The sequence below is a fragment of the Pseudomonas sp. GW821-FHT09C10 genome (assembly GCF_059418085.1).
Genome location: NZ_JBWKPE010000004.1, coordinates 413,180 through 434,670 on the forward strand (window position 1 = coordinate 413,180; position 21,491 = coordinate 434,670).

The window sequence follows — 21,491 nt, forward strand, 5'->3', positions numbered from 1 at the left end:
AGCCCCCTCCCACATTTTTTGATCTCCAGCGTGTTGGAGACCGAGTCGGATCAGAACGCCGGCAGGATCGCGCCTTTGTACTTCTCTTGGATGAATTGCTTCACCTCAGGGGTGTGCAGGGCTGCAATCAGCTTTTTCATCGCGTCCGAATCCTGGTTGTCTTCGCGGCTCACGAGGATGTTCACGTAAGGCGAGTCATTGCCTTCGATCACCAGGGCGTCCTTGGACGGGTCCAGCTTGGCTTCCAGCGCATAGTTGGTGTTGATCAGCGCCAGGTCGACCTGGGTCAGCACGCGCGGCAGGGTGGCGGCTTCCAGTTCGCGGAATTTCAGGTTTTTCGGGTTTGCGGTGATGTCCTTGATGGTCGACAGGATGTTGGTCGAGTCCTTCAATTTGATCAAACCGGCTTTGGCCAGCAGCAACAGCGCGCGGCCACCGTTGGTGGCGTCGTTCGGGATCACCACGTTGGCGCCGTCAGGCAGGTCTTCCAGTTTTTTGTACTTGCTGGAGTAAGCGCCCAGGGGCTCCAGGTGCACAGCGCCGACGCTCACCAGGTGAGTGCCCTTGGCCTTGTTGAACTCATCCAGGTATGGCTGGTGCTGGAAGAAGTTCGCGTCCAGGCGCTTTTCCGCTACCTGGACGTTGGGCTGTACGTAATCGGTGAAGACTTTGACTTGCAGGTCCACGCCTTCTTTAGCGAGGGCAGGCTTCACGAATTCCAGGATTTCCGCGTGGGGCACCGGCGAGGCTGCGACTTTCAGGGTGTCGGCGGCGTGGGCGGAAAACGCGGCAACGGCGGCGAAAGCAACCAGTAGTTTTTTCATCCAACAAGCTCCTTGTTCGGGCATGTGCCGGCTTTTGACCGGCAATGGCCGTTATTTTCGAGAAAAGTGCACCACCAGCTTGTCGCCGACGGTTTGCAGAATTTGCACCAGGATCAACAGCATTACCACGGTGACCACCATCACGTCGGTCTGGAAGCGCTGGTAACCGAAACGGATCGCCAGGTCACCCAGGCCGCCGGCACCGACGACACCGGCCATGGCCGTGTAGGACACCAGGGTAATCGCCGTCACCGTTATCGCCGCGAAGATGCCGGGGCGTGCCTCGGGCAGCAGCGCGTTGATGATGATCTGGCGGGTGCTGGCGCCCATGGACTGGGTGGCCTCGATGATGCCGCGGTCCACTTCACGCAAGGCGGTTTCCACCAGGCGCGCGAAGAATGGCGTGGCACCCACCACCAGCGGCGGGATCGCGCCCGCTACGCCCAGGGAGGTACCGGTGATCAGCACAGTGAACGGGATCATCACGATCAGCAGGATGATGAACGGCAGCGAGCGCAGGATGTTCACGATCAGCGACAGCAGTGCGTACAGGCCTTTTTGCTCGAACAGCTGGCGTGGGCTGGTCAGGAACAACAGCACGCCCAAAGGCAGGCCCAATACCACGGTGAAGAACAGCGAACCGAACAGCATGATCATGGTGTCGCCGGTGGCGAGCCAGATTTCGGACCAGTCGATATTGGCGAAGAAACTCAAGAAAACGTCCATCAGCGCAGCACCTCCATGTGGACGTCTGCGGCGGTAAAGCGGGCAAAGGCCGCTTCCATGTCACCGCCGGTGACCGCAAGGGTCAGTTGCCCGTAGGGGATGTCTTTGATGCGGTCGATGCGGCCGGCGAGGATGCTGTAGTCCACCCCAGTTTCGCGGGCGACGGTGCCCAGCAGTGGCGCGTAGGTCGCTTCACCCTGGAACGTAAGCCGTACGATGCGACCCGGTACATGGGCGAAGTCATCGCGCTGCTCGCCTTCATCGACCTGCTCGGCTTCCTGCACGAAGCGCTTGGTGGTCGGGTGCTTGGGGTGCAGGAACACGTCGGCCACCGAGCCTTGCTCGACGATCACGCCGGCGTCCATCACGGCGACTTGGTCGCATACGCGGCGGATCACATCCATTTCATGGGTGATCAGCACGATGGTCAGTTTCAACTCGCGATTGATCTCGGCCAGCAGTTGCAGGACCGAGGCGGTGGTTTGCGGGTCGAGGGCGCTGGTGGCCTCGTCGCACAGCAGGATTTTCGGCTTGGTCGCCAGGGCGCGAGCAATGCCGACGCGCTGCTTCTGGCCACCGGACAACTGCGCCGGGTACTTCCTGGCGTGGTCCGACAGGCCGACGCGGGCGAGTAGCTCGGCGACGCGTTGGTCGATGTCCTTGCGCGACAATTCGCCGGCCAGGGTCAGTGGCAGGGCCACGTTGTCGGCAACGGTCTTGGACGCCAGCAGGTTGAAATGCTGGAAGATCATCCCGACCTGCTGGCGGAAACGGCGCAGGCCGTTGGCGTCCAGGGCGGTGACTTCTTCGCCGTCCACCGTGATCTGGCCGCCGCTGGGCTCTTCCAGGCGGTTGATCAGGCGCAGCAGCGTGCTTTTACCTGCACCCGAGTGGCCGATCAGGCCAAACACCTGGCCGTTTTCGACGCGCAGGCTGGTGGGGTACAGCGCGGGAATATCCTTACCGGCGACGCGGTAGGTTTTATGGACGTTTTGAAACTCGATCACGTAGCGAACCTTGTGGGGCGCATTGAAAAGGGATCAGCGGTTAGCCGGGCGCGCATTTTAGCCTGTCCGTATAGCGTTTCTTAGCATTTATTTCGCATTCAACCAGTGATTTGGCAATAACGCGATCAAAGGTCACAAAAAAGGAACGGTGCAAAACCGTGTCAGTCACTACTTAAGCAACTCGATTTCCCAGGTGCCGTGCCTGGGGTTTTGCTCAAACGAGCCGGGGACCGCTCTGGCCACTTTGAATAAGGAGTTTTGACTGATGAGTACCAAGAAGCCAGCCACCCCGTCGAAGAGTGAGCTCGCGGGCACCAATACCCTGGACCGTGGCAACACCAACGCCAAGCTGCAGGCCCTGGAGGAATTCCGTTCCGATGCGACCGGCCAGGCCCTGCGTACCAACCAAGGCGTGAAGATTTCCGACAACCAGAACACCTTGAAAGTCGGCGCCCGCGGCCCCTCGCTGCTGGAAGACTTCATCATGCGTGAAAAAATCACGCACTTTGACCATGAGCGTATCCCCGAGCGCATCGTGCATGCCCGGGGCACAGGCGCCCATGGCTATTTCCAGACCTATGAAAACCATTCCGCGCTGAGCAAGGCGGGTTTCCTGCGTAACCCCGAGCATAAAACCCCGGTGTTCGTGCGTTTCTCCACCGTGCAGGGCCCGCGTGGCTCGGGCGATACGGTGCGTGACGTGCGCGGTTTCGCGGTGAAGTTCTTCACCGACGAGGGCAACTTCGACCTGGTCGGCAACAACATGCCGGTGTTTTTCATTCAGGATGCGATCAAGTTTCCCGACTTCGTGCATGCGGTAAAGCCTGAGCCGCACAACGAAATTCCTACCGGCGGCTCGGCTCACGATACGTTCTGGGATTTTGTTTCGTTGCAGCCGGAGTCGGCGCACATGGTGATCTGGGCGATGTCTGACCGCGCCATTCCAAAAAGCCTGCGTGCCATGCAGGGGTTTGGCATTCACACCTTCCGCTTGATCAATACCGAAGGTAAGTCCAGCTTTGTGAAGTTCCACTGGCACCCGAAGGTCGGCACCTGCTCCCTGGTGTGGGACGAAGCGCAAAAGCTTGCCGGTAAAGATACCGATTACCACCGTCGTGACCTGTGGGAGGCGATTGAAAGCGGCGACTACCCTGAGTGGGAGTTGGGTGTGCAGATCGTTGCGGAAGAAGACGAGCATAAGTTCGACTTTGACCTGCTCGATCCGACCAAGATCATCCCCGAGGAACTGGTGCCGATCACACCGCTGGGCAAGATGGTGCTGAACCGCAACCCGGATAACTTCTTTGCCGAAGTCGAGCAGGTCGCGTTTTGCCCGGGTCATATCGTGCCGGGCATTGATTTCACCAACGACCCTTTGCTGCAAGGCCGTCTGTTTTCCTACACGGATACACAGATCAGCCGTCTCGGTGGTCCGAACTTTCATGAGCTGCCGATCAACCGACCTGTGGTGCCTTTCCACAACGGTCAGCGTGATGCCCAGCACCGCACCGTGATCGACAAGGGCCGTGCCGCGTACGAGCCGAATTCGATTGATGGCGGTTGGCCGAAAGAAACCCCACCGGCTGCCCAGGACGGGGGGTTTGAGACCTATTACGAGCGCGTCGACGCCAATAAGGTGCGTGAGCGCAGTGAGTCGTTTGGCGACCACTTCTCGCAAGCCGCGCTGTTTTTCCACAGCATGAGCCACCACGAGAAAGAGCACATCATCGCGGCCTACAGCTTCGAGTTGGGCAAGGTGGAGCGCGAGTTTATCCGCGCGCGGCAGGTCAACGAGATTCTGGCCAATATCGATCTGGAGCTGGCCAAGCGTGTCGCGCAGAACCTTGGTTTGCCTGCGCCGACGAAAGGCACGGTGCCGCCGCGTAAGACGTCGCTGAAAGAGTCGCCGGCGTTGAGCCAGGTGAACCTGCTATCGGGTGATATCAAAACGCGCAAAGTCGCGATTCTGGCGGCTAACGGTGTGGACGGCGCGGCGATCGATGCGCTGAAAAAAGCCCTGGAGGCAGAAGGTGCCCATGCGAAGTTGCTGGGGCCGACCTCGGCGCCGGTGAAGACGGCAGATGGCAAGAGCCTGCCGGTGGATGCGTCGATGGAAGGCATGCCGTCGATTGCGTTTGATGCGGTGTTTATCCCTGGCGGGAAAGAGTCGGTGAAAGCACTGAGCGGCGATGGTGTGGCGTTGCATTACGTTCTGGAGGCCTACAAACACCTGAAGGCGATTGCAGTTGCCAGTGACGTGAAGCCACTGCTGGATCTGCTGAAGCTAGAGGCGGATGCGGGGTTGATCGTTGGCTCGGATGCGAAAGCTTTCAAGGCGTTTTTTGCCGCGATTGCACAGCATCGGGTTTGGGATCGTGAGCCGAAGGCTAAGGCGATTCCGGCCTGATTTTTTGGTTGTTTGTTAGATTGCCATCGGGGGGCAAGCCCCCGATGCTTTATTCCGCCTTGCGCGGAGTCAGCACAACCTGCGCCGGAATATGTTTCAGAATCTGCCGGTGGATCTTCAGGCCATACCCCGAATCAATACGCTTCACCCGTTTGGTCAGCAATGTGGCCAGCCACGGGTAATCCTGGGTGCGCGGCGCCTGGATCGTCACATCGCACTGGTAATTCACCACGTCGGTGGCAATCGCATCCAGTTGATGGCGCAGCGCTTCAATATCAGTAAGGTTCAGCGCCACGGTGGTGCTTGGCGCGGCCGGGTCGATGACTTTGGCAGCGGGCTTGGCTTCGGCGGCCTTGAGGGCCTCTTCGGCTTTATCCAGCTCGACTTTACGGGCATGGGTGATGGCGCTGTTGACGCCACCGGTCAGCGCCGGTGCCTTGGGCATCAGCGCGCGGGCACGGCTCAGGGCGGTGGCGGCGGCGTTTACGTCGCCTTTTTGCAGCACGATCTGGCTGCGCTGCAAGTAAGCCTCGGCCAATTGACGTTGGTAGGGTTCCAGCGTCGGGTCATTGGGCGACTGGGCCTGCAGCGAGGCCAGTTGGTCTTCGGCGGTGGCCAGCTCACTGCTGGCCAGGTTTTGCTCCAGCTGCGCGATGGCCGCAGCACGCGGATCCGGGGCCTCTGGGGCGGCGGGCGGTGTGCTTTGACAGGCGCCCAGCAGCAGGGAAAACGCGGCAAGGAGCAGATAACGGGAGGTGAACAGCTTCATTCCTGCGACTCTCTATTTGCGCAAAAAGCGAGCAAGTCTACACCCCTCGACGGGGCAGGACAAAACTCAGCAGAAACAGGGCGGCCGCCGTGACTACGATCGACGGTCCGGCCGGCGTGTCCTTGAACCATGACAACGCCAGGCCCCCGCACACTGCCAGCATCCCCAACAGGCTGGCACCGATTGCCATCTGCTCCGGCGAGCGGGCGTGGCGCTGGGCGGCGGCGGCGGGAATGATCAACAGCGATGTGATCAACAATACGCCGACAATCTTCATCGCGACAGCGATCACCACGGCAATCAGCAGCATCAGGGCCATGCGCAACGCGGATACGGGCAAGCCCTCGACCCTGGCCAGTTCTTCATGCACCGTGATGGCCAGCAGTGGGCGCCACAGGGCGACCAACAGCACCAATACTGCGGCGCTGCCGCCGAGAATCCAGGCAAGATCGGTGGGGCTGATCGCCAGCAGGTCGCCGAACAGATAGGCCATCAGGTCGATGCGCACTTCATGCATAAAGCTCAGCACCACCAGGCCCAGGGACAGCGTGCTCGGCGCCAGGATGCCCAGCAGGGTGTCCGAGGCCAGTGGCTGGCGCTGTTGCAGGGTCACCAGCAGTACCGCCAGCAGCAGGCAGCCCACGGTCACGGCGATGGTCGGGCTCACATCCAGCAGGAAGCCCATGGCCACGCCCAGCAGCGCGGCGTGGGACAAGGTGTCGCCAAAGTACGCCATGCGCCGCCAGACCACGAACGAGCCCAGTGGGCCCGCCACCAGCGCCAGAGCCAAGCCTGCCAGCAGGGCGTAAAGCAGAAAATCAGCCATGCTTGCAGCTATCTCCATGAACGTGGGTGTGGGGTGTCGCGGGATCGTCAACGACAGCGCCATGCAGGTCATGGGCGTGATCGTGATGGTGGTGATAGATCGCCAGGCTCTGGGCATTCTTGCCGAACAGTTCGACGAACGCCGGGTCGCTGCTGACTTGCTCCGGGTGGCCGGAGCAGCACACGTGGCGGTTGAGGCATACCACCTGGTCGGTGGTGCTCATCACCAGGTGCAAGTCATGGGAGACCATCAGCACGCCGCAGCCATGACGGTCGCGCAGGCGGGTAATCAGGCTGTACAGCTCGGCCTGGCCGGCGACGTCGACGCCCTGCACGGGTTCATCCAGCACCAGCAACTCGGGCTCGCGCAACAGGGCACGGGCCAGCAGCACGCGCTGCATTTCGCCGCCGGAGATGCTTTGCACCGGGCTGTCGATGACCTGCTCGGCGCCGACTTCCTTCAGGGCCGCCTGCGCGCGGGCGCGGTCCACACCGGGCACCAGGCGCAAAAACCGCAGTACAGACAAGGGCAAGGTCGAATCAACGTGCAGCTTTTGCGGCATGTAGCCCACGCGCAGCCTGGGCTTGCGCCACACGCTGCCGGTGTCGGGCTTGAGCAGGCCGAGTACGGCGCGCACCAGGGTGGTCTTGCCGGCGCCATTGGGGCCGATCAGGGTGACGATCTGCCCCGGCTCAACACTCAACGCGATGTTATCCAGCACGTTTTGCCCGGCAAACGTGACGCCGACCTGCTCCAGGCGAATTAACGCATTGCTCATCAAGCCCCCTGGCAGCCCGAGCACAGGCCGACCACTTCGACCGTCTGCCCTTCGACCCGGAAGCCTACGTCGGCGGAGCTCTTGATGATGGCGTCGCTGATGCTCTTTTGTTCAAGCTCGATGGCGGCGTGGCACTCGCGGCAGATCAGGAACTGGCCCTGATGCGCGTGTTCCGGGTGGTTGCAGCCGACAAAGGCGTTGAGCGAGGCAATGCGGTGCACCAGGCCGTTTTCCAGCAGGAAATCCAGCGCACGGTACACGGTCGGCGGCGCGGCCCGGCGGCCGTCCTGCTCGCTGAGCACGCCCAGGATGTCGTAGGCACCCAGGGGCTTGTGGCTCTGCCAGACGAGTTCCAGCACCCGGCGACGCAGGGCGGTCAGGCGCAAGCCTTTCTGAGCGCACAGGGTGTCGGCCTCCGACAGCGCGGTATGCACGCAGTGAGAGTGGTCGTGTGGACGGCTGGCAAGCGGTGTTTTAGGCATGAGCGGCGACAGATATTTGATAGAGACGTTATTATGTTACCCGTTCCTACGTCATTGAGTGGTCATCGTGTCCCGACTTTTTCCCGTTTTTGTCGTATTTGTCACCAGTTTGTTCCTCGCTGGGGCCGCTCAGGCCGAGGTCAAGGTGCTCACGAGCATCAAGCCATTGCAGTTGATTGCCGCTGCCGTGCAGGACGGTGTGGCGGTTCCGGAGGTGTTGCTGCCGCCGGGTGCATCGCCCCATAACTTTGCCTTGCGCCCATCCGACGTACGGCGTGTGCAGTCGGTCGATCTGCTGTATTGGATCGGGCCGGACATGGAGGGCTTCCTGCCTCGCGTGCTCAAGGGGCGTACCGCGCCGACCGTAGCGGTTCAAGACCTGCCGGGGATGAAACTGCGTCGTTTCGCCGAAGATAGCCATTCCCACGCCGACGATGCCGACGAACATGACCATGATCACCGCCCGGGTAGCCTGGATGCGCACCTGTGGCTGTCCACGGTGAACGCTCGGGTGATCGCAGCGCGTATGGCCGCTGACCTCAGTGCAGCCGACCCCGTGAACGCCGCGCGTTATCAGAGTAATGCCAAGGCTTTCGACGAGCGCCTTGATGCACTGGATGCGCGCCTGAAAAAACGCCTGGCGAGCATCGGTGACAAACCTTACTTCGTGTTCCACGAAGCCTTTGATTACTTTGAAGACGCCTACGGGCTCAAGCACACTGGCGTGTTCAGCGTTGCTGCCGAAGTGCAGCCTGGCGCCCAGCATGTGGCGGCGATGCGTACGCGTTTGCAGGAAGTGGGCAAGACCTGTGTGTTCAGTGAGCCGCCGTTGCGTCCACGTCTGGCTGAAACCCTGGTGGCAGGTTTGCCGGTGAAGCTGGCGGAATTGGATGCGCTGGGCGGCTACACCCCCGCCACGGCCCAGGGTTATGAGCAGGTGCTGGAGAAATTGGGGAACGACTTGGCAGGGTGCCTGGAGTCGTTATAAGCCCCCTCCCACATTTTGACCGGGTTGGTCCTTAGAGCGCGAACGGCAGGTGAACGCTGACCTGCTGACGCTGCGTCAACCGATGCTCGAACTCGGCGGGATCGTGGATCAACACATCCTGCCCAGCAAACGACTCAGCGGCGATCAAGCGTGATAGCCAGAACCGCACGCACGCCACCCGCAACATGGTTGGCCATAGCTCGGCCTCCTTGGCCGTGAACGGCCGCAGGCCGGCGTAGGCACCCAGCAGCGCTCGGGCGCGCGGGCCATCAATCACGCCATCGGCGTGTGAACACCAGTCATTCAGGGCGATCGCCACGTCGTACAGCATCGGGCCCGAGCAGGCATTGTAGAAGTCGATCAGACCCGTCAGGTGCGTGCCCTCGAACATCGCGTTGTCACGGAACAGGTCGGCGTGCACGTTGGCGCGTGGCAGGGCGAGGATCTCGGCCTTATGGGCCTCGATTTCAGTCAATGCTGCTTGCAGCAGGCTTTGCTGCGCATCGTCCAGGTGCGAAATCAGCTGCGCACCTTCGCTGAGCATCCAGTCCAGACCGCGATCGGTCTTGCGCTCCAGTACCTTCTCGCCTTGTGTCGCCAAGTGCAGATGGCCGAGCAGGTCGCCGACCTGGGCGCAATGCTGTGGGTTGGCGTCCTTGATGTGTTTGCCGGCCAGGCGTGGTTGCAGCAGGGCTGGTTTGCCTTTCAGTTCGCGCAATGCAACGCCATCGGTGGTGCGCAGGGCGTAGGGCACCGGCAGGTCGGCGTCGTGGAGCACGTCGAGCAGTTCGATGAAGAACGGCATTTCCTGCACGGGGCCGCGCTCAACCAGGGTTAGGACGTACTCGCCCTGTTCCAGGCTGATAAAGAAATTGGTGTTTTCGCTACCAGCGGCAATCCCCTGGAAGTCAAGCAGGCGGCCGAGCCCGTAGGGGGCGAGAAAAGTTTCCAGCTCGGGCCGAGCCAGGGGGGTGAACACAGACATGGTTAAAACTGCCAGTACGGGCGCCGCAGTGGGCGGCGCCAATTGAAGTTAAGAAATCATTTCCATTCGAAGATCTTCCATGACGGGATCAGCATATCCGGCTGGTCAGAGCGGATGAAGTTCGCGTCGGTTCCATCCGCGCGTACCAGGAAATACGGAGGCGCGCCTTTTACGGTCACCTTGATTGCATACAGGAAACCGTTCTGACGGTACTCCTGGATGGTCCGGTCGCCTTCCGTACGAATGGTCACTTCCGGATCACCCGAAGGCGCGCCGTCTGCCGCCATGGCAGCCATCGGAGCGAGTGCAATCAGGCCGGTCAACAGCAGGCGATTGAATGTACGCATGATAACCTTGTCCCTTTGTTTTCATTGGTCCGGCTATTCTAGCGCCTGACCCGCCGAAAAGGTTGATCCTGCTCATGAGCCAAGCCCCCCTCGTCCTGGTGGACGGTTCGTCTTACCTGTACCGCGCGTTCCACGCGCTGCCACCGCTGACCACCTCCAAAGGCCTGCCGACCGGTGCGGTCAAGGGCGTGTTGAACATGCTCAAAAGCCTGCGCAAGCAGTACCCGGACAGCCCGTTCGCGGTAGTGTTCGACGCCAAGGGTGGGACGTTTCGCGATGACATGTACGCCGAATACAAGGCCAACCGCCCAAGCATGCCCGATGACATGCGCGTGCAAATCGAGCCCCTGCACCAGAGCGTGATCGCCCTGGGCTTCCCTTTGCTGTGCGTCGAAGGCGTCGAGGCCGATGACGTGATCGGCACCCTGGCCCGCAGCAGTGCCGCCGCTGACCGTCCGGTGGTGATCTCCACCGGCGATAAGGACATGGCGCAGTTGGTCGACGGGCACATTACCCTGGTCAACACCATGACCGGTAGCTCGATGGACATCGAGGGCGTAAAGGAGAAATTTGGCGTCGCTCCGGAGCAGATCATCGACTATCTGGCGTTGATGGGCGATTCGTCCGACAACATCCCGGGCGTTCCGGGCATTGGTCCGAAGACCGCTTCCGGCTTGCTGGTGGGGGTGAACGGCGGCCTCAAAGAACTTTATGAGCAGTTGGACATTGTGCCGAGCCTGCCGATCCGGGGTGCCAAGACGCTGCCGGCGAAGCTGGAAGAGCATAAGGAGATGGCATTTCTCTCCTATCAGTTGGCGACGATCAAGATCGATGTGCCGCTGGACGTGGGTCTGGACGATTTGCACCTGATTGAGCCGGATCGCGAAAAGTTGCTGGAGCTTTACACCCTGCTGGAGTTCAAGAGCTGGTTCGATGAGATTCAGCGCGATGCCAAGCGAGTGGAGCTCAAGGCCGCGCCTGTTGCCGAGGACATTGTTGAGGCCGCGCCTGCGGCACCCGTAGAAACGACCTACACCACGATCCTCGACCAAGCCACATTCGATGCCTGGCTGAAGAAGCTCAACGGCGCGACGTTGTTCGCTTTCGACACCGAAACCACCGGGATCGACGCTCAACAGGCGCAACTGGTGGGGGTTTCCTTCTCCGTGCAGCCCCATGAAGCCGCCTACATCCCGCTGACCCATTCCTATATCGGTGCGCCGCAGCAGCTGGATCGCGACACCGTGCTGCTGGCCTTGAAGCCATTATTGGAAGACCCGAGCAAGCTCAAGGTCGGCCAGCACGCCAAGTTCGATATGAATATCCTGGCCAACTGTGCCATCGGCGGTGACCCGGCGAATGGCATCAGCGTGCGCGGTATCGCGTTCGACACCATGCTTGAATCCTACGTGTTGAATTCCACTGCGACCCGCCATGACATGGACAGCCTGGCCAAGAAGTACCTGGACTACGACACCGTCAGTTTCCAGGACATCGCCGGCAAAGGCGCCAAGCAGCTGACCTTCGACCAGATCCCGCTCGAACAGGCTGGCCCTTATGCCGCCGAGGATGCCGACGTGACGCTGCGCCTGCATCAGGCACTGTACGCACAGCTCACCGCAATACCGAGCCTGGCAAGTGTGCTGACGGACATCGAAATCCCCCTGGTACCGGTGCTGGCGCGTATCGAACGCCAGGGCGCCCTGGTGGATGCGCAGCTGCTCGGTGTCCAGAGCATCGAGCTGGGCAACAAGATGGTTGAACTGGAGCGCCAGGCGTTCGAGATCGCCGGCGAAGAGTTCAACCTGGGTTCGCCCAAGCAACTCGGCGCGATTCTCTACGAGAAACTCGGCCTGCCGGTGCTGAAAAAGACGGGCAAGGGCCAGGCATCCACGGCAGAGGAAGTGCTGGCCAAGCTGGCCGAAGATGACTATCCGCTGCCCAAGGTACTGATGCAGTACCGCAGCATGAGCAAGCTGAAAAGCACTTACACCGACCGCTTGCCGGAGCAGATCAACCCGCGGACCGGGCGTGTTCACACCTCTTACCATCAGGCGGTGGCGGCGACCGGGCGGCTGTCTTCCAGCGACCCGAACCTGCAGAACATCCCGGTGCGCACCGCCGAAGGGCGACGCATCCGCCAGGCATTTGTCGCGCCCAAGGGCTACAAACTGCTGGCGGCGGACTATTCGCAGATCGAGCTGCGGATCATGGCGCACCTGTCCAAGGACGAGGGGCTGATGAATGCGTTCCGTAACGACCTGGACGTGCATACCGCCACGGCGGCCGAGGTGTTCAAGGTTGAATTGGCTGAGGTCACCTCCAATCAGCGTCGCAGTGCCAAGGCGATCAACTTTGGCCTGATCTACGGCATGGGGGCACAGAAGCTCGGCAAGGACATCGGTGTCGATACCAAGACTGCAAAGGCTTACATTGATGTGTACTTCGCCCACTACCCGGGGGTTCGCGAGTACATGGAGCGCACCCGCGCCCAGGCTGCCGATCAAGGCTACGTGGAAACCTTCTTAGGACGTCGGCTGTATTTGCCGGATATCAACTCCAACAAGCCTCAGGAGCGCGCGGCTGCAGAACGCACGGCGATCAACGCGCCGATGCAGGGCACGGCGGCGGATATCATCAAGAAAGCCATGGTGCTGGTGGATAACTGGCTGACCGCGTCGGGCCTGGATGCCAAGGTTATCCTGCAGGTACACGATGAATTGGTGCTGGAGGTGCGTGAGGATCTGGTGGCAGAGGTCAGCGAGAAGATTCGCGAGCACATGAGCGCGGCCGCGCAGTTGGATGTGCCGTTGGTGGTGGACGTTGGCGTAGGCGACAACTGGGACGAAGCGCACTGATTTGGCGGCGGCGCCACCACCGAGGGTGGTGGCGCAGTGCTTTAGATCGGAAATCCGCTTCAGTTATTTCCAATAGTTTTTTGAACCTGCCGGAACTTAACCTGTGAACTGCTACTCAGAGTTACTGAATGGGTGGTGAAGCCCTTCAATGCTCCTATGTTGTGTTAAGTGTTGGCAGATATCCGGACCCCGCCCTAGCGGTCCGGTACTTGAACCCCGAACTTCCCCTCCCCATACGAAGTCCGGGGTTTTTTTTGCCCGCAGAAAAGTTACTCCGCGAGTTCCGCGCCTTTGTCAGCCAACTCCATCCAGCCGGCCAGCACGGTATAGGCATCTTCCAGGCCCATGCGCTTGGGGGCCGAGAACAGCTGGATGGTGATTGTGTCACCCCAACCCTTGCGGATTTCGGACTGCACTTTAAGCAGGGTGTTCTTGGCGGCGCCGTAGGTGAGCTTGTCGGCCTTGGTCAGCAGGATATGCATCGGCATGCCGCTGGCAACCGCCCAATCCAGCATCAGCAGGTCGAAGTCGGTCATTGGATGACGGATGTCCATCATCAGGATCAACCCCTTCAAACTCTCGCGGCCACCCAGGTAAGCCTCCAGGTGACGCTGCCAGTGCAGCTTCAGCGGGATAGGTACTTTTGCATAACCGTAGCCCGGCAGGTCGACCAGACGCCGATCATCGTCTAGCTTGAAGAAGTTGAGTAACTGCGTGCGGCCCGGGGTTTTCGAGGTGCGCGCGAGGCTGGCGTGGGTCAGGGTGTTCAGTGCGCTGGATTTACCGGCGTTGGAGCGACCGGCAAAGGCGACTTCAAAGCCTTCGTCATCGGGGCATTGGTCAACTTTGGCGGCGCTGAGCATGAAGGTGGACTGTTGGCACAGGCCGAGGATGGGGTTCTTGAGTTGCATGAGATTTCCGATGTGGGCGGTGCCGAAAAAGGGTGCGGCAAGCGGTGTCGTTTCCGTTTCAGTAGCGCCAGTATATAATGCCGCAGATTTTGTGTGTGCTTTGTCCCAGCGAAGGATGAAGTTCACGGGAGCGATAGACCTTTATTGCGCATTAGAACGCAAAACGCTCTCAAACCCTGAAAAGGTCGATGTATGACCCGATGGTTGCTCGCTTTCGGTGCCCTGGTTCCGCTGTATGGCGCTCAGGCTACACAGGATCCGGAAGCGGTGTACAACCGAGTTTGCGTGGCTTGCCATGCCGGCCAACTGCCGAACGCCCCGAAACGGGGTGACCAGGCAGCCTGGGCGCCAAGACTGGCGCAGGGCATGGACACGCTGGTGCAACACGTGACCCAGGGTTTCAAGGCAATGCCGCCGCGTGGTTTGTGCATGGACTGCAGTACCGAGGATTACCAGGCCATCATTGAGTTGATGGTGAGTAAACCCGGTAGATAACTCTTAAACCCTTAGCCGTAGTTGGATTAGCTGATGAACAAACTGATCGTGAGTCTGCTGTTGACCTTGGGCATCACCGGTGTTGCCTTCGCCGCAGAGGGCCCCTTTAAAGGTGATGCCACTGCCGGTCAAGCGAAAGCCGCCGTATGTGGTGCCTGCCATGGGCCGGATGGTAACAGCCCGGCACCGAACTTCCCCAAATTGGCCGGCCAGGGTGAGCGTTACCTGACCAAGCAGATGCACGACATCAAGGATGGCAAGCGCACGGTCCTGGAAATGACCGGCCTGCTGACCAACCTCAGTGATCAGGACCTGGCAGACCTCGCGGCTTATTTTGCCAGCCAGAAAGGCAGTGTGGGAGCTGCTGATCCGAAACTGGTTGCTCGTGGCGAAAAATTGTTCCGCGGCGGAGACCTGGATAAAGGCCTGCCTGCCTGCACCGGTTGCCACTCGCCCAATGGCGCGGGCATAGCCGCCGCCGGCTTCCCGCACCTGAGCGGCCAGCACGCTACCTACATTGCCAAGCAGCTGACCGATTTCCGTAAGGAAGAGGCCGGGCGAGCCAATGATGGCGACGCGGCAATCATGCGCACCATCGCCCGCAAGCTGAGTGACGAGGACATCGCCGCCGTCTCCAGCTACATCCAGGGCCTGCACTAAGTGCCCCGGCAACGTTAACGCTCGATTAATCCATCGATGCAAGCATAAAAAGGGTGGCTTAGGCCGCCCTTTTTTGTGGCCGCTGCCGTTACACTAACGAACTCATGCCCGCGTAGACCTGTCACAACAAAGGTCGCGTGAGGCGACTTTATTTGTCCAGGAGTAAAGCATGCGTAATCTGATCCTCAGCGCCGCTCTCGTCACTGCCAGCCTCTTCGGCATGACCGCGCAAGCTGCCGATGTGCCGCTTGAAGCCGGTAAAACCTACGTTGAATTGGCCAACCCAGTGCCCGTTTCGGTGCCGGGCAAGATCGAAGTGGTGGAGCTGTTCTGGTACGGCTGCCCGCATTGCTACGCTTTTGAGCCGGTCATCAACCCTTGGGTCGAGAAGCTGCCCAAGGACGTGAACTTCAAGCGCATCCCCGCCATGTTCGGCGGCCCATGGGATGCCCACGGCCAACTGTTCCTGACCCTGGAAGCCATGGGGGTGGAGCACAAGGTCCACAACGCGGTATTCGACGCCATCCAGAAACAAGGCAAGCGCCTGACCAAACCGGACGAAATGGCTGACTTCATTGCCACCCAAGGCGTCGACAAGGACAAGTTCCTGGCCACCTTCAACTCCTTCGCCATCCAGGGCCAGATCAAGCAGGCCAAGGAACTGGCGCAGAAGTACGGCGTGCAAGGCGTACCGACCATGATTGTCAACGGCAAGTACCGTTTCGACCTGGGCACCACCGGTGGTCCTGAAGCGACCCTCAACGTTGCCGACCAGTTGATCGCCAAAGAACGCGCAGCCAAGTAAGGGGCTCCTCATGCGCCGCTGGGGTACTGAACGTGTGGTTGGCCTGCGTGAACCGCAGGTCAACGAACATCACCTGGAGTCCACAGGTTTGCCGGCAGACAACCGCCTGCGCCTGCTCAGCTTCAATATCCAGGTGGGCAACAGCACCGAGAAGTACCGGCACTACCTCACCCGTGGCTGGCAGCATTTGCTGCCCCACAACGGCCGGGCCGGTAACCTGCAGAAGATCGGCGACCTGTTGAATGATTTCGACCTGGTCGCCCTGCAGGAAGCCGACGGCGGCAGCATGCGCTCCGGCTATATCAATCAGGTCGAACATCTGGCGCACCTCGGGGCCTTCCCCTACTGGTACCAGCAGCTCAATCGCAACCTCGGGCGCCTGGCGCAGCACAGTAATGGTGTGCTCAGCCGTTTGAAGCCCACCTCCATCGAAGATCACCCATTGCCGGGCCCCAAGGGGCGCGGGGCGATTCTCGTGCGTTTTGGTGAAGGGCCTGAGGCCTTGGTGGTGGTGATGATGCACCTGGCGCTCGGGGGGCGTACGCGTAACCTGCAGTTGGCCTACGTGCGCGACCTGATCGGCAACTACAAGCATCAGGTGTTGATGGGTGACATGAACACCCATGCGAACGACCTCCTGCTGAATTCCCCGTTGCGTGACCTCGGGCTACTGGCGCCGCAAGTCGAAGCCACGTTCCCCAGCTGGCGCCCGCAACGCTGTCTTGACCATATCCTGCTCAGCCCGAGCCTCACACTCGAGAGTGTGCAGGTGCTGGCGCAGCCCATCTCCGATCACCTGCCAGTCGCGGTAGAGATTCGTCTGCCGGGTTCGCTCACGGCTGATGCATTGCCCGCGTTGAGCCCCGGCCCTCGCGGACCCCTTGCATGAGCGACGACGCCCAGCGCTGGAAAGAGAAATACCTGTTAAGCATCGAGCAACAAGAAAAGCTCGAGCGCCGTTGGGCTGCTCGCCTCGACCTGCTGCGTCGTGGGCTGGTGCGCAGCACACTGGCGGCGGAAGGCACCGACCGCGCAGTTGACCAATGCATGAAGGAAATGCGCGACGTCGTGCGTACCGACGACATGGATGCCGCCCTCGCCGCTTTGCTGCCGCGCCTGGAGAAGGCGGTACTGGATTCGGAGCAGCGCCGCGAAACCCGGATCGAGCAGATGAGCACTGCACTGACCTCCCTGGTCACGCAGTTGCAAAAGCTGCCGCTGCCCCGTGAGGTCGCCCGTCCACTGAAAACCTTTGCCAAGCAGTTGGACGGCCGCGTCAGCCAGGCGCGCGAGATTCCCTTGCTGCTCAGCGAGTTGAGCAGCCTGCAAGGGCAGGTGCTGGATAACCTGGAGCCGGACGGTGAAACCGTGCGTCCCGGGCCGGGCCTGTTGCAACGCCTGTTTGGGGCCAAGGACGCTTCGAGCGAGGCGCCGGCCAGCGAGCCCATCCCCAGTCCGCCGCCGGCCCCTGTTGCCCCCAAGCTTGCCGCCGAGCCCCAGGAGCCCGAACAGTCCGACGAGTTGACGCAAGCGTTGCGGGCCTTTGCGCCGCAGCCTCAGGCGCCTCAGTCGCCGCTTGCCGCGCAGCCCGAAGCCGCAGCGCCCGCCAAGGCTGCCGATGTCGCCAGTGAAAAGTTTGTGTACGAGGCGCCTGCCCAAAGGGCGGCAGTAGCTGCGCCTGTCGACGTATCTCCAGCACCTGTCGAGCCCGGGGAGCCTGAGCCGCAGTTGCAAGAGCCCGCCACCGAAAGCGCGCTCGCCGCCTTTATCGAAACGCCGCAGGTTGCCGTCGAGGCGCCGCAGGAGACGGTGATCGGCAGCCTCTCGTTCCCTCCGGTTCTTGACGTCGAAGAACCGGACCCCGATGAACTTCAATCGGATGGCCTCTACTCCCTGCCGGATTCACCGGAGCCATCGTACAGCTCCGTGGCCAAGCACATCGAAGACACCCTGATCGGCCTGCTGGAGGAACTGGCCCTGCCTGAGCGCCATCGGCCCCAGGCCGAAGCCATGCGTGAGCGCTTGGCCCACGGCTTGAATTGGTACGAATTGCTGCCGATCCTCGATGACCTGGCGGTGCTGATGCTGGCGATCACCGACAGCGGCCAGCACGAGTTTGAGGCTTACCTCAAACAGCTCAACGAACGCCTTGAAGCCTTCCAGGGCCATCTGCAGGTGGCCAGCGACGGCCATGCCGACAGCCGCTCCGCGGCCAGGGAGTTGGACACGCAGATTCGCGAACAGGTCGACGGCCTGCAAAGCAGTGTCCAGGAAGCCGCGGACCTGGACAGCCTCAAGCAGGTGCTCGAAAGCCATCTGGAGGGTTTGCTCGGGACCATGGACGAGCACCAGCAACAACGTGACCAGCGCGAACAGGAAGTGGCGGCGCGCCTGAAAGGCCTGGCCGAGCGGGTCGCCAATATGGAGCAGGAAGCCCAAGGCTACCGCGAGCACCTGGAGGTGCAGCGCCAGAAGGCCCTGATCGATCCGCTCACCGGTTTGCCTAACCGTGCGGCCTGGAGCGAGCGGCTGGACCATGAGGTCAATGCCTGGCACCAGCGTGGCAATAGCCTGTCGCTGGCGATGTTGGACCTGGATCACTTCAAGCGCATCAACGATGGCTACGGCCATCTGGCGGGTGACAAGGTGCTGAAAATCATCGCCAACGTCCTGCGCAAGCGCCTGCGCCCCAATGACTTTATCGCGCGTTTTGGCGGTGAGGAGTTTGTGTTGCTGATGCCTGACTCGTCCCTCTCGGACGCCCTGGCAGTGGGTGAAGTATTACGTGCTGCGATTGCGGCCTGCCCGTTCCACTTCAAGGGCGAGCCGGTGACGATTACCGTGTCCATGGGCGTGGCGCAACTGCAGCCGGGTGAGCGCAGTGAGCTGGCGCTCAAGCGAGCCGACGAGGCGTTGTATCGGGCCAAGGCGGCTGGGCGTAATCAGGTGCAGGCCGCGTAAAAGGCGTTCCATCGTGTAATTTGACCGCTGGTCACAAACGGTACGTTACACTGTTGCATTATCGTCTTCAGCGTACTGTCTTCCGCCATGAAATCCTTGTACTTCGCCTGTGTATTTCTTCTGCTCGCCGGCTGCGCCAGTGGTCCGCGCCTGGACACCCGCCACCCTTCGGCGAACCACGACAATCGCGTGCAGTTCGTGGTCGTGCACTACACCTCCACCAACCTTGAGCGTTCCCTCGCCCTGCTGACCCACGGCCAGGTCAGCGCTCACTACCTGATCGGTGACGACGCCGGCGCCACCATCTACAAGCTGGTGGATGAGAGCCAACGTGCCTGGCATGCGGGAGAAAGCGAGTGGATGGGGCGTACCTGGCTCAATTCCAGCTCCATCGGCATCGAGATCGTAAACCCGGGCTATAAGGACACCCCCACAGGCCGCTTGTGGTACCCCTACTCCGAGGCCCAGGTGAAATCGCTGGTGGTGCTGCTCAAGGACATCAGCAAGCGCAATGGCATCGACCCCAGGAACATCATCGGCCATAGCGATATCGCGCCGCTGCGCAAGCTCGACCCGGGGCCGCTGTTCCCCTGGAAGCGCCTGGCCGATGAAGGCCTGAGTGTGTGGCCGGATGCCCAGGCCGTCGCCCGTTTCCAGGTGCAGTACGCCGCTGAATTGCCGAGCATCACCTGGTTCCAGGAAGAATTGGCGCTCTTCGGTTACCCGACACCCCAGACGGGTGAGTTGGATGTCGCCACGCGCCATGTGATCGCGGCGTTCCAGATGCGCTTCCGGCCATCCCGGTTCGATGGCGTGCCGGATGCCGAAAGTGCTGCCATCCTGCGTGCCCTGAACCGGCGCTAGCTGGCGCCTACAAGGGCAGCGCCATATAGAACTGGGTGCCCTGCCCCGGCCGCGAATACACCCCCATACGGCCGCCGTGCAATTGCACGATCTCCTTGCACAGCGCCAGCCCCAGGCCGGCGCCGCCCTTCTTGCGCCCAACCTGGACAAAGGGTTCGAAGATGCGCCCTTGCTGGCCATAAGCGATACCTTCGCCGTTGTCTTCGACGCTGATAATCACCCGTTCGCCATGACGTCGGGCCTGCAGGCGAATCTGCCCGCCGTCGGCGGTATGACGCAGGGCATTGCCCAGCAGGTTGTCGAGTACCCGTTCCAATTGCGCCTGGTCGGCATACAGCCGTGGCAGGTCGGATTGCACTTCTACCAGCAGTTCGATGTGTTGCGCATTGGCGGGCTCCACAAAGCGCGCGCGGGCGTGTTCGAGCAGATCGGTCACGTCGCAGGGGCCCAAGGTGAGTTTCTGCAGGCCGTTCTGGTAGCGCGAGAAATTGAGCAGGTCGTTGATCAACTGCATCAGGCGCTGCATTTCTTCATTGACCGTATCCAGCAGGTCCGCTTCACGGGAGTCCGGCGGGAACTTCGCGCGTTCACGGAACAGGCCGAACGCCATGTGCATGCCGGTCACCGGCGTGCGCAGTTCATGGGAGGCGCGCAAGACGAATTCGCTGCGCACTCGCTCGAAGGCGCGCTGTTCGGTGACGTCGTGCAGCACCATCACCGCCCCAAGGATATGTCCCTGGGTATGGCTGACAGGGGTGAGGCTGTAGGTCAGCAGGCGCAGTTCGCCCTCGACTTCGACTTCCAGGTCCTCCGGCGCGCGCTCCAGGGTGCCGCCGCGCAACACCAGTTGCAGTTGTTCATCCAGCTCCGGGCGCACCAGGGCTTCGCCAAGGCCTTGGCCGAGGCGTTCCTCGTCCCAGCCCAATTGGCGTTGTGCAACCGGATTGAGATGCTCCAGGCGGCCTTGGCGGTCAATCATCAGCAGGCCGTCGTCGATGCTGTCGAGCACGGCTTGCAGGCGCTGCTGGCCGGCCAGCAACTCGTCAACGTTAGTCGCCTGATGCTGGCGCACCGCCTCGGCCATAAGGCCGAAGCGACGCGTCAACAGGTTCATTTCCGCTGCCGAAGAGAGCGGCAGCGTCACTTCAAAATCGCCCTGGCCGATCTTGTCCGCTGCTTTTGCCAGCGCTTCGATCGGGCCGCCAAATCGCCGGGCGATGCCATGGGCCGTGACAAATCCGATGATCAGCACGGCAAGGCCCACCAACCCCAGCAAACCGGCGATCAGCAAGGCGCGTGCGCGGGATTTATGTTCGCTGGTGCTGATGTTTTCCAAGGCCTGCTTATGTTCGGCAATCAGCCCGTTACGCAGCACATTGAAGGTTTCGGTGAGTTTTTCCTTGCTGCCCGGTGGTGGCGACGCCTGCTGGGATTGCTCGAAGGCGTCCAGCAGGTCCTGGTATTGGGCCCGCGCCTGGCTGAAGCCGTGGCTATGGCCGTCACGTTGCTCATGGGCGATGCCTTGGTCCAGCAGGTCGAAGTAATGCTGCTTTGAGCTTTGCAATGCCTGCGGATCGGGGCGATGTTCCAGCATCATGATCAGCTGGTCGCCCAGGCTTTGGCGCAGCTTGAGTCCCAGGTCCAGCGTGACGAAGTTGCTGCGAATCAGGGACTCCTGGGTCTTGGCCATTTGCATGACGCTGACCAGACCCAGGATCAGACCCAGCAAGGCGACGGTGATCAGCGCTGAGATACTCAGGAACAACCGAGTGCGCAGTTTCATCGCTAGCTTCATAGG

The 21,491-nt window shown here is 61.2% G+C and carries 20 protein-coding genes; 9 read left to right on the forward strand and 11 right to left on the reverse strand.

Annotation, left to right across the window (positions count from 1 at the left end; all coding sequences use genetic code 11):
* Window positions 1–50 precede the first annotated feature (50 nt).
* The 3 genes from AC07OT_RS11185 to AC07OT_RS11195 are packed head-to-tail and all read right to left on the reverse strand — an operon-like array spanning window position 51 to window position 2,557.
* Complete coding sequence (locus AC07OT_RS11185; protein ID WP_495108080.1) at window positions 51–824, reverse strand: MetQ/NlpA family ABC transporter substrate-binding protein; 774 nt, start codon at window positions 822–824, stop codon at window positions 51–53.
* Window positions 825–875: 51 nt separating this feature from the next.
* Window positions 876–1,550 carry a methionine ABC transporter permease gene (locus AC07OT_RS11190; RefSeq protein WP_098480654.1) on the reverse strand — a complete coding sequence of 225 codons (675 nt, stop codon included), beginning with the start codon at window positions 1,548–1,550 and terminating at the stop codon, window positions 876–878.
* Window positions 1,550–2,557 (reverse strand): methionine ABC transporter ATP-binding protein, encoded by a 1,008-nt coding sequence (locus tag AC07OT_RS11195; protein ID WP_027608039.1) that lies wholly within the window; start codon window positions 2,555–2,557, stop codon window positions 1,550–1,552. The genes AC07OT_RS11190 and AC07OT_RS11195 overlap by 1 nt, the downstream gene beginning before the upstream one ends.
* A gap of 265 nt (window positions 2,558–2,822) precedes the next feature.
* On the opposite strand from AC07OT_RS11195, the gene katE reads away from it, so the two are divergent.
* On the forward strand, window positions 2,823–4,964 hold the full coding sequence (gene katE / locus AC07OT_RS11200; protein WP_495108081.1) for a catalase HPII: 2,142 nt from the start codon (window positions 2,823–2,825) through the stop codon (window positions 4,962–4,964).
* A gap of 49 nt (window positions 4,965–5,013) precedes the next feature.
* Here the strand turns inward: katE and AC07OT_RS11205 are convergent, their stop codons facing one another.
* Genes AC07OT_RS11205 through zur form a run of 4 tightly spaced genes read right to left on the reverse strand, consistent with a single transcriptional unit; the run spans window position 5,014 to window position 7,819 of the window.
* Window positions 5,014–5,733, reverse strand: coding sequence for a PA5502 family lipoprotein (locus AC07OT_RS11205; RefSeq protein ID WP_495108082.1), 720 nt, complete (start codon window positions 5,731–5,733; stop codon window positions 5,014–5,016).
* A 37-nt stretch (window positions 5,734–5,770) separates the two neighbouring features.
* Window positions 5,771–6,559 carry a zinc ABC transporter permease subunit ZnuB gene (gene znuB / locus AC07OT_RS11210; protein ID WP_092488099.1) on the reverse strand — a complete coding sequence of 263 codons (789 nt, stop codon included), beginning with the start codon at window positions 6,557–6,559 and terminating at the stop codon, window positions 5,771–5,773.
* Window positions 6,552–7,337, reverse strand: a complete 786-nt coding sequence (gene znuC, locus AC07OT_RS11215; protein ID WP_495108083.1) for a zinc ABC transporter ATP-binding protein ZnuC — start codon at window positions 7,335–7,337, stop codon at window positions 6,552–6,554. Before znuC ends, znuB begins: the two co-directional genes overlap by 8 nt.
* The gene (zur, locus tag AC07OT_RS11220; RefSeq protein WP_026136513.1) at window positions 7,337–7,819 is read right to left on the reverse strand and encodes a zinc uptake transcriptional repressor Zur; all 483 of its coding nucleotides are present in this window, start codon (window positions 7,817–7,819) and stop codon (window positions 7,337–7,339) included. The genes znuC and zur overlap by 1 nt, the downstream gene beginning before the upstream one ends.
* Window positions 7,820–7,877: 58 nt before the next feature.
* On the opposite strand from zur, the gene AC07OT_RS11225 reads away from it, so the two are divergent.
* Complete coding sequence (locus AC07OT_RS11225; RefSeq protein WP_092356040.1) at window positions 7,878–8,807, forward strand: zinc ABC transporter substrate-binding protein; 930 nt, start codon at window positions 7,878–7,880, stop codon at window positions 8,805–8,807.
* Between the two features lie 31 nt (window positions 8,808–8,838).
* Here AC07OT_RS11225 and AC07OT_RS11230 read toward each other — a convergent pair whose 3' ends face one another.
* Together AC07OT_RS11230 and AC07OT_RS11235 are read right to left on the reverse strand one after the other, a co-directional pair.
* Window positions 8,839–9,792, reverse strand: a complete 954-nt coding sequence (locus AC07OT_RS11230; protein ID WP_495108084.1) for a homoserine kinase — start codon at window positions 9,790–9,792, stop codon at window positions 8,839–8,841.
* A 56-nt stretch (window positions 9,793–9,848) separates the two neighbouring features.
* Window positions 9,849–10,139, reverse strand: a complete 291-nt coding sequence (locus tag AC07OT_RS11235) for a DUF2782 domain-containing protein (protein WP_027608032.1) — start codon at window positions 10,137–10,139, stop codon at window positions 9,849–9,851.
* Between the two features lie 74 nt (window positions 10,140–10,213).
* On the opposite strand from AC07OT_RS11235, the gene polA reads away from it, so the two are divergent.
* Complete coding sequence (polA, locus tag AC07OT_RS11240) at window positions 10,214–12,997, forward strand: DNA polymerase I (protein ID WP_495108085.1); 2,784 nt, start codon at window positions 10,214–10,216, stop codon at window positions 12,995–12,997.
* Window positions 12,998–13,266: 269 nt separating this feature from the next.
* Here the strand turns inward: polA and yihA are convergent, their stop codons facing one another.
* Window positions 13,267–13,908, reverse strand: a complete 642-nt coding sequence (yihA, locus tag AC07OT_RS11245; RefSeq protein ID WP_027608030.1) for a ribosome biogenesis GTP-binding protein YihA/YsxC — start codon at window positions 13,906–13,908, stop codon at window positions 13,267–13,269.
* A 192-nt stretch (window positions 13,909–14,100) separates the two neighbouring features.
* Between yihA and AC07OT_RS11250 the strand changes: the two genes are divergently transcribed.
* From AC07OT_RS11250 to AC07OT_RS11275, 6 genes are all read left to right on the forward strand, one after another.
* On the forward strand, window positions 14,101–14,403 hold the full coding sequence (locus AC07OT_RS11250) for a c-type cytochrome (RefSeq protein WP_027608029.1): 303 nt from the start codon (window positions 14,101–14,103) through the stop codon (window positions 14,401–14,403).
* A 33-nt stretch (window positions 14,404–14,436) separates the two neighbouring features.
* The gene (locus AC07OT_RS11255) at window positions 14,437–15,063 is read left to right on the forward strand and encodes a c-type cytochrome (protein ID WP_495108086.1); all 627 of its coding nucleotides are present in this window, start codon (window positions 14,437–14,439) and stop codon (window positions 15,061–15,063) included.
* A 169-nt stretch (window positions 15,064–15,232) separates the two neighbouring features.
* Window positions 15,233–15,868, forward strand: coding sequence for a thiol:disulfide interchange protein DsbA (gene dsbA / locus AC07OT_RS11260; RefSeq protein WP_027608027.1), 636 nt, complete (start codon window positions 15,233–15,235; stop codon window positions 15,866–15,868).
* 10 nt (window positions 15,869–15,878) lie between these two features.
* Window positions 15,879–16,757 (forward strand): endonuclease/exonuclease/phosphatase family protein, encoded by an 879-nt coding sequence (locus AC07OT_RS11265; RefSeq protein ID WP_065937860.1) that lies wholly within the window; start codon window positions 15,879–15,881, stop codon window positions 16,755–16,757.
* Entirely contained in the window at window positions 16,754–18,829 is a 2,076-nt protein-coding gene (locus tag AC07OT_RS11270) for a GGDEF domain-containing protein (RefSeq protein WP_495108087.1), read from the forward strand. The genes AC07OT_RS11265 and AC07OT_RS11270 overlap by 4 nt, the downstream gene beginning before the upstream one ends.
* A gap of 87 nt (window positions 18,830–18,916) precedes the next feature.
* A complete protein-coding gene (locus AC07OT_RS11275) occupies window positions 18,917–19,693 on the forward strand; it encodes an N-acetylmuramoyl-L-alanine amidase (protein ID WP_495108088.1) in 777 nt (258 codons plus the stop codon).
* 7 nt (window positions 19,694–19,700) lie between these two features.
* Here AC07OT_RS11275 and AC07OT_RS11280 read toward each other — a convergent pair whose 3' ends face one another.
* Window positions 19,701–21,488, reverse strand: a complete 1,788-nt coding sequence (locus AC07OT_RS11280) for a KinB sensor domain-containing domain (RefSeq protein WP_115488290.1) — start codon at window positions 21,486–21,488, stop codon at window positions 19,701–19,703.
* Window positions 21,489–21,491 lie beyond the last annotated feature (3 nt).

Excerpts from the sequence above, each read along its gene's own strand:
- AC07OT_RS11185 (WP_495108080.1), bottom strand. The coding sequence starts at position 824 with ATGAAAAAACTACTGGTTGCTTTCGCCGCCGTTGCCGCGTTTTCCGCC.
- AC07OT_RS11190 (WP_098480654.1), bottom strand. The coding sequence starts at position 1,550 with ATGGACGTTTTCTTGAGTTTCTTCGCCAATATCGACTGGTCCGAAATC.
- katE (WP_495108081.1), top strand. The coding sequence starts at position 2,823 with ATGAGTACCAAGAAGCCAGCCACCCCGTCGAAGAGTGAGCTCGCGGGC.
- AC07OT_RS11205 (WP_495108082.1), bottom strand. The coding sequence starts at position 5,733 with ATGAAGCTGTTCACCTCCCGTTATCTGCTCCTTGCCGCGTTTTCCCTG.
- znuB (WP_092488099.1), bottom strand. The coding sequence starts at position 6,559 with ATGGCTGATTTTCTGCTTTACGCCCTGCTGGCAGGCTTGGCTCTGGCG.
- znuC (WP_495108083.1), bottom strand. The coding sequence starts at position 7,337 with ATGAGCAATGCGTTAATTCGCCTGGAGCAGGTCGGCGTCACGTTTGCC.
- zur (WP_026136513.1), bottom strand. The coding sequence starts at position 7,819 with ATGCCTAAAACACCGCTTGCCAGCCGTCCACACGACCACTCTCACTGC.
- AC07OT_RS11230 (WP_495108084.1), bottom strand. The coding sequence starts at position 9,792 with ATGTCTGTGTTCACCCCCCTGGCTCGGCCCGAGCTGGAAACTTTTCTC.
- AC07OT_RS11235 (WP_027608032.1), bottom strand. The coding sequence starts at position 10,139 with ATGCGTACATTCAATCGCCTGCTGTTGACCGGCCTGATTGCACTCGCT.
- polA (WP_495108085.1), top strand. The coding sequence starts at position 10,214 with ATGAGCCAAGCCCCCCTCGTCCTGGTGGACGGTTCGTCTTACCTGTAC.
- yihA (WP_027608030.1), bottom strand. The coding sequence starts at position 13,908 with ATGCAACTCAAGAACCCCATCCTCGGCCTGTGCCAACAGTCCACCTTC.
- AC07OT_RS11250 (WP_027608029.1), top strand. The coding sequence starts at position 14,101 with ATGACCCGATGGTTGCTCGCTTTCGGTGCCCTGGTTCCGCTGTATGGC.
- AC07OT_RS11255 (WP_495108086.1), top strand. The coding sequence starts at position 14,437 with ATGAACAAACTGATCGTGAGTCTGCTGTTGACCTTGGGCATCACCGGT.
- dsbA (WP_027608027.1), top strand. The coding sequence starts at position 15,233 with ATGCGTAATCTGATCCTCAGCGCCGCTCTCGTCACTGCCAGCCTCTTC.
- AC07OT_RS11265 (WP_065937860.1), top strand. The coding sequence starts at position 15,879 with ATGCGCCGCTGGGGTACTGAACGTGTGGTTGGCCTGCGTGAACCGCAG.
- AC07OT_RS11270 (WP_495108087.1), top strand. The coding sequence starts at position 16,754 with ATGAGCGACGACGCCCAGCGCTGGAAAGAGAAATACCTGTTAAGCATC.
- AC07OT_RS11275 (WP_495108088.1), top strand. The coding sequence starts at position 18,917 with ATGAAATCCTTGTACTTCGCCTGTGTATTTCTTCTGCTCGCCGGCTGC.
- AC07OT_RS11280 (WP_115488290.1), bottom strand. The coding sequence starts at position 21,488 with ATGAAGCTAGCGATGAAACTGCGCACTCGGTTGTTCCTGAGTATCTCA.